At 71.9% G+C, this 5,729-nt stretch carries 4 protein-coding genes and 1 pseudogene; 1 reads left to right on the forward strand and 4 read right to left on the reverse strand.

The features are described from left to right. Positions 1–337: pseudogene (locus GT354_RS51735) on the reverse strand (hypothetical protein); the annotation flags it as partial. Between the two features lie 342 nt (positions 338–679). Between GT354_RS51735 and GT354_RS51740 the strand changes: the two are divergent. Continuing rightward, positions 680–2,050, forward strand: a complete 1,371-nt coding sequence (locus GT354_RS51740; RefSeq protein WP_161365430.1) for a regulator — start codon at positions 680–682, stop codon at positions 2,048–2,050. Positions 2,051–2,371: 321 nt separating this feature from the next. Here GT354_RS51740 and GT354_RS51745 read toward each other — a convergent pair whose 3' ends face one another. The 3 genes from GT354_RS51745 to sucB form a co-directional block, all read right to left on the reverse strand. After that, positions 2,372–3,628 carry an NAD(P)/FAD-dependent oxidoreductase gene (locus GT354_RS51745; protein WP_346012546.1) on the reverse strand — a complete coding sequence of 419 codons (1,257 nt, stop codon included), beginning with the start codon at positions 3,626–3,628 and terminating at the stop codon, positions 2,372–2,374. Between the two features lie 157 nt (positions 3,629–3,785). Then, on the reverse strand, positions 3,786–4,679 hold the full coding sequence (locus GT354_RS51750; protein WP_161365434.1) for a TIGR01777 family oxidoreductase: 894 nt from the start codon (positions 4,677–4,679) through the stop codon (positions 3,786–3,788). A gap of 102 nt (positions 4,680–4,781) precedes the next feature. Continuing rightward, positions 4,782–5,729, reverse strand: a 948-nt coding sequence (gene sucB, locus GT354_RS51755; protein WP_161365436.1) for a 2-oxoglutarate dehydrogenase, E2 component, dihydrolipoamide succinyltransferase, incomplete at its 5' end; no start/stop codon positions are given.

Below are 5,729 nucleotides of genomic sequence, written 5' to 3' on the forward strand. Positions count from 1 at the left end.
GGGGCGGTGCGGGCGGCGCCGACGTGGTGGGGCCGCGCGAGGTGGTCGCGGTGGCGGACGGGGGCCGGGTCGCCGGCTTCGTCGCGGTCGGGCTCACGTGGGTGCCCGTGCTCGGCGCGGTCGAGGCCGTGTTGCCGGTCGACGGGGGGCCGGCCGGTACCGGCGGTACGTAGGGCGGGGCCGCCGCCGTGGGCACGCGCAGGCCGACCGGGGTGTCGCGGTCGTCCTTGGGCCCGGAGAACAGGAACACGCCGCACGTGAGCAGCAGGCACACGCTCGCGATCGCGGCCAACGGGATCACGATGCCCCGAGCGGTCTCGTCGTCGTGCCGGGTCAACCTCACGCCTCTTTCGGTCCCACCCGGTGCCGCGATTTTCGGCCACTCGATCGGGTGAACTGCCTCGCGCATGCTTCACCACGCGTCGGGGCATGGCAAGGGCGCCCCCATGGTGACGCCGCAGCGGATACCGGTGGTCGGTTCGGCAGGTTCTGCCGAATGCGGCCGAACAGCGGTCGCGCCGGGCCGGATTCGCCACGGCGAGAGCGGGCCACGCCTGGTAACTCGAAAGGGTCATTGTTGCGAGCGTTCGGGTTGCAGCGCTCCAGAAATCGCTAGATTCTCGCGCGGTCCACCACCTCGAAAACCGAACCACCGCACCAGCGGGAGGCGTTCATCTCCATGGCAGCCAGGGTCGAACGGCGCCCCAACCACCGTCTGGCGGCGCTCGTCGAGGAAGCCGGCTTTTCGCATGCCGGCCTCGCCCGACGCGTCGACCAGCTCGGTGCCGAACAGGGCATCGATCTCCGGTACGACAAGACCTCGGTGGCGCGCTGGCTGCGTGGCCAACATCCGCGCGGAATCGTGCCGATACTGCTTGCCGAGGTCTTCACCCAGCGGCTCGGCCGCAAGCTCAGCGCCGAGGATCTGGGCATGGCCGGGTGCCGCCCGGACTACGCGGGTCTCGAATACGCGTCGGGGCCTCCCGAAGCGGTCGAGATCGTGACCGGCATGTGGCAGGCGGACTCGGCGCAGCGATCCGCGCTCGTGGAGGCCGCGTTCACGCCCGGCGCGCTCGTGGTCCCCAGCCGGGACTGGCTGATCGGGTCGGGCGACGAGCGGCCGACCCGGCAGGACGGGGACCGGGTCGGGCGCGGCGACGTGGCGGCGGTGCGGGCGGTCGGCGAGGCGTTTCGTCGGTTGGACAACTCGTTCGGCGGCGGGCACGGGCGGCAGGCGCTCGTGCGCTACCTCGACACCGAGGTCACCGCGATATTGCGCGGCACCTACGACGCCAGGACCGGCAGTGAACTGTTCGGCGCGGCCGCGACGTTGACCCGCCTGGTCGGATGGATGGCGTACGACGTGGGCGTGCACGGGATGGCGCAGCGCTACTTCGTGCAGGCGTTGCGGCTCGCGCAGGCGTCGGGGGACCGCGCGCTCGGCGGGTTCGTGCTGTCGACGATGAGCCGGCAGGCGGTCTACCTCGGGCACGGGCGCGAGGCGGTACAGCTCGCGCGGGTCGCGCAGCAGGGCGCGTCCTTGGTGGCCACGCCGCGGGTACGGGCGCTGTTCCACGCCGTGGAGGCGCGTGGGCACGGGCTGCTCGGGGACGCGCGGGCGTGCGGGGCGGCGTTGTTGCGCGCGGAGCAGGCGTTGGAGTGCGTGGCGCCGGGGGACGAGGAGCCCGAGTGGGTGGCGTTCATGAACGAGGCGCAGTTGGCCGACGATCACGCGCACTGCTACCGCGATTTGGAGGACTACGGGAAGGCGCGTGAATACGCCGAGCGGTCCTTGCGGTTGTGGGGGAGCGAGTACACGCGCAGCCGGCTGTTCTGTCAGACGATCCTGGCCACGGCGTTGTTGGAGCTGGGTGAGGTCGAGCACGCGTGCCGGGTCGAGGCGGAGGCCACGGAGGCGGCGGAGGGCCTGCGGTCGTCTCGGGCGGTGGATTATGTGCGCGAGTTCACGCATCGGTTGGCGCCTTATCGGGATGTGCCGGCCGTGCGGGATTTCGAGGCGCGGTCGGGGTGTTTTGTTCGTAGTGGGTGACGCCTGACGCCTGACGGCGGGTCTCGGGTGGGTGGGCGGTGGTGTTGCGGGTGGGCGTTGGTCGGGTCGGGATGTGTTCCCACCCGCCCACCCGTGACGTTGGGTGGGACGGCTGGGGTTTACTGCGCGACGTCCCGGGATGGCTTCGGTGTCGTGGGGTGATCCCCAGAGGGCTGCGGTTGCTGCGCGAGCCCCAGGAGGCTGCGGGTTGCTGCGTGGCGACCCTGGAGCGCTGCGGTTGCTGTGCGGCGTACCTCGGTGGGGGGTGTGGGATCGCGGGGTGATCTCGGGTGGCTCCGGGGCTTTGGGGAGGGCTGCCGGTTACTGCGGGAGGCCCAGGTCGGTGAGGGTGGATCTGGCGGCTCTGTGGCCCGAGGCCAGGGCGCCCTGGATGGAGCTGGAGTCGCGGTGGTCGCCGCAGACGTACAGGCCGCCGATCAGGCGGACGGGGCGGCGGAAGTTGTGGCCCGGCGCGACCACCGGTACGGCGCAAGGTATGTGACACGTCGTCAGGTGATCCCACGACGCCGTCGGCGTGTCGTAGACGACCGCCAGCCGTTCCCGTACCCGCAGTTCGAGCTTGGCCGGCTCCGAACCGTCGTGCCCCAAAACCGTGGTCGCCACCAACGCGCGCCGGTCCGGCGAGTAGGTCGGGGCGACCTGGCTCACCACCGTCGTGTGCGTGAACGGGCTGCGCCCGTCGGCCTCCACGAGCAACGACGCGTCGGGCCGGGGCGCGAGCCGCGCCACGTGGTAGAGCGTGGTGACCGCGTGGAACTCGGGCATCCGCAGGCCCGGCAACAGCGCGACCGCCGTCGCCGGATCGGTCGCCACGATCACCGCGCTCGCGCGGATCTCGCCCACCGCGTCGGTCAGTACCCGATCGGCCGAGATCGACGACACGCGCACCCCGTACCGCACCACACCGGTGGGCAGGCCCGCCGCGAGTTGTCTGGGTATGTCGGCCATGCCGCGCGCGGGTAATCCGACCCGCCCGCGTAAGAACGAGCGCAGCATCAGCTCCGCGAAGCGGCTCGACGAGCGCAGTTGGGGATCGTGCAACAGGGTCGCGAGCAACGGGCGCAGCGTGCGGTGCGCCAGTTCGGGCGACAGCGCGCTCATCGAAGGCGTGTCGACCGTCGCGACCTCGGGCGCGCTCAGCACCCGCGCGATCGGCGCCGAGGCGACCCGGGCGAGCAATGCCGCGACCCGGGCCCGATCCGCGCCGCCACCGTTCGCGGTACGCAGCCCCCCGAGCGCGTCGCGCACGCGCCGTACGTCGCCGATCCGATGGGTGCGCCCGTCCTCGAACACCAGCACACCCGGCTGGAAGACCCGCAACCCGAGAGCGGAGACGTCGAGTTGCCGGGCCACCTGTGGCCACGACGTGGTCAACGACTGGAATCCGTGATCGACGCGGAACCCGTCCACGACGTCCGTACGTACCCGCCCGCCCGGGTGGTCGGCCGCCTCCAACACCGTCACGGGCACCCCCGCGGCGGCCACCGTACGGGCCGCGCTCAGGCCCGCGAGACCCGCTCCCACGACGATCACCGCATTACCGCGCACGTCGACCACGGTCGTCCCTCCCGTCCCCCTACCGCACACGACCCGAGGCAGCGCGCGGAGTCGTCTTAGTGGCCTAGAGGTCATACCCATGGACGGTGAGTGATAGCTCTCCGAGATCGGCCGATGCCATCAGCGTGATCATCGTGGGCCCGGTCGGGGGTGTGCCTCAGTCCGCGATCGCCGCCGCGATGGCCTCGCGCACCGTGGGGTGGGCGAAGGTGAAGCCCGAGTCGGTGAGCACGTTGGGCAGGACTCGCTGTCCGACGAGGATGTCGTTCGCGAACTCGCCGAGCACCGCGCGCAGTGCGAACGGCGGTACGGCGAACACGGTCGGCCGGCGCAGTGCCTTGCCCATTGCCTTCGTGGCCTCGGCGTTGGTCACCGGGTTCGGCGCGGTCAGGTTCACCGGGCCCGCGATCGTGTCGTGGTCGAGCACGTGCCGGATCGCGGCGATCTCGTCGGCGAGCGAGACAAAGCTCCAGTACTGCCGCCCCGAGCCGAGCCGGCCGCCGACTCCCGCCTTGAACAGCGGGAACATCCGCCCCCAAGCCCCGCCGGCCTCGGACACCACCAGTCCGGTGCGCAGGTGCGCGACCCGGATGCCGGCCTCCAGGGCGGGTGCCGTCGCGGCCTCCCACTCGATGCACGTCTCCGCCAGGAACCCCTTGCCCGGCGGCGACGTCTCGTCCACCGCGACGTCGCCGGTGTCGCCGTACCAGCCGATCGCCGAACCGGACAGCAGCACGCGCGGGGCCGGATCCATGGCCGCGAGCGCGCGGGCCACGGCCGCGGTGCCCAACACCCGGCTGTCGCGCAGTTCGCGCTTGTACCCGGCGGTCCAGCGCTTGTCCCCCAGACCCGCCCCGGCCAGGTGCACCGCCGCGTCCACGGCGCCCAGCGACGCGGTGTCCACGGTGCCCGCGCGCGGGTCCCAGCGGACCTCGTCGGGGTCGGCGGGCGCCCGGCGGACCAACCGGACGACCTGGTGACCGTCGGCGGTCAGGGAGCGGACCAGAGCTGAACCCACGAGGCCGGACGAACCGGTGACGGCGATACGCATACGAGCATCCTTGCCCAGAAGGCGCCGGAAAGGCCGAAGGCGGCCCGGGCACACGCCCGAACCGCCTTCGAAGTACCGCACCCGCCCGATCAGGGGCGGGTCCTACAGGCCGAGGTCACCCTCGAAGGCGCCTTCCTCGAGACGGGTCTTCACCGTCTGCAGGAAGCGGGCCGCGTCCGCGCCGTCCACCAGGCGGTGGTCGTAGGACAGGGCCAGGTACACCATCGAACGCACCGCGACGACCTCACCGAGCGCCGGGTCGTTGACGACGACCGGGCGCTTGACGACCGCGCCGGTGCCGAGCATCGCGACCTGCGGCTGCGGGAAGATCGGCGTGTCGAACAGCGCGCCGCGCGAACCGGTGTTGGTGAGCGTGAACGTACCGCCGGCCAGCTCGTCCGGGCTGACCTTGTTGGTACGCGTGCGCTCGGCCAGGTCCGAGATCTTGCGGGACAGGCCGGCGATGTTCAGGTCACCCGCGTTGTGGATGACCGGGACCATCAGGCCGCGGTCGGTGTCCACCGCGATCACCAGGTGCTCGGCGTCGTGGTACGTCACCGTGCCGGCGTCCAGGTCCATCGACGCGTTCAGGACCGGGTGGACCTTGAGCGCCTCGACGGCCGCCTTCGCGAAGAACGGCATGAACGACAGCTTGACGCCCTCACGCGCCACGAAGTCGCCCTTGGCGCGGTCGCGCAGGCGGGCGATGTTGGTGACGTCCACCTCCACGACCGTGGTCAGCTGCGCCGAGGTCTGCAGCGACTCGACCATGCGCTTGGCGATCACCGTGCGCATGCGCGAGAGCTTCTCGGTCCGACCGCGCAGCGGCGACGGCTCGACCGGTGCCGCTGCCTTGGCCGCCGGAGCGGGCGCGGCGGCGGCCGGAGCCTTCGCCGCCGCGGCGGCCTGGGCCGCCTGCTGCTTGCGGGCCGTCTCCAGGACGTCCTGCTTGCGGATCCGGCCACCGATGCCGGTACCGGCGATCGCGGACAGGTCCACGTTGTGCTCGGCCGCGAGCTTGCGCACGAGCGGCGTGACGTACGCGCCGTC

The organism is Streptomyces sp. SID3343, assembly GCF_009865215.1.
Taxonomy (GTDB): domain Bacteria; phylum Actinomycetota; class Actinomycetes; order Streptomycetales; family Streptomycetaceae; genus Embleya.

What these genes read in the sequence shown, in the direction of transcription:
- GT354_RS51740 (WP_161365430.1), top strand. Translation starts at nt 680, where the DNA reads ATGGCAGCCAGGGTCGAACGGCGCCCCAACCACCGTCTGGCGGCGCTC.
- GT354_RS51750 (WP_161365434.1), bottom strand. Translation starts at nt 4,679, where the DNA reads ATGCGTATCGCCGTCACCGGTTCGTCCGGCCTCGTGGGTTCAGCTCTG.